General features: G+C 56.2%; 1 protein-coding gene. It reads right to left on the bottom strand.

Translation table 11 applies throughout. The annotated features are described in order from the left end of the window. Nucleotides 1-180: 180 nt before the first annotated feature. Nucleotides 181-715: glutamate racemase (locus ACTHUR_RS14040; protein ID WP_440399165.1), on the bottom strand; the 535-nt coding region annotated here is incomplete at its 5' end.

Raw genomic sequence — 715 nt, forward strand, 5'->3', positions numbered from 1 at the left:
CTTCTTGAGCGGGCGTTTCCTGTTTTTTCTTGCGGCGGAAGAAGCTGAACATTGAATTTTCCTTTTAATTTTAGAAGCTTGAAATAGAGCGTATTGTAGCGTATTTTACGCGGCAAGGTCGTCTGAAAACCTGGATATCGGTTTTCAGACGACCTTTTGTTTCGGAGGGCGGGATACGCCTTATCCCAGCGAAACCATTTCGATTTGTTCCATGCTGCGTCCGAGGAAGCGTTCGCCTATGGTGCGGAAGCGCAGGGGGATGTCGCTGACGTAGAAGCGGTAGTCGGGGCTGTCGTTTTCAGTGTTGAGTAACCCTGCTTGGGCGAGCGCTTGGGCGGTCGCTTCGGCGGTGGTGATGGCGGAGTCGACCAGGGCGACGTTTTGCGCTTCTTTGCCGATCAGGGGCTTGAGCAGCGGGAAGTGGGTACAGCCGAGGACGAGTGTGTCGATGTCATCCACCAAGAGCGGTTTGAGATATTCGCGCACGGTCAGGCGGGTTACTTCATGGTCAAGCCAGCCTTCTTCCACCAGCGGCACGAGCAGCGGCGTCGCCTGCGTGCGCACAAGCGTGTCGGGGTTTTGGGCGTGGATGGCGCGGGCATAGGCGTTGCTGTTGACGGTGGTATTGGTGGCGATGATGCCGATTTTGTTGTTGCGCTTGGTGTTCAGTGCAGCCTGCGCGCCGGCGGAAATCACGTCCAATACGGGCATATTG

Source organism: Neisseria sp. P0021.S007 (assembly GCF_051956855.1).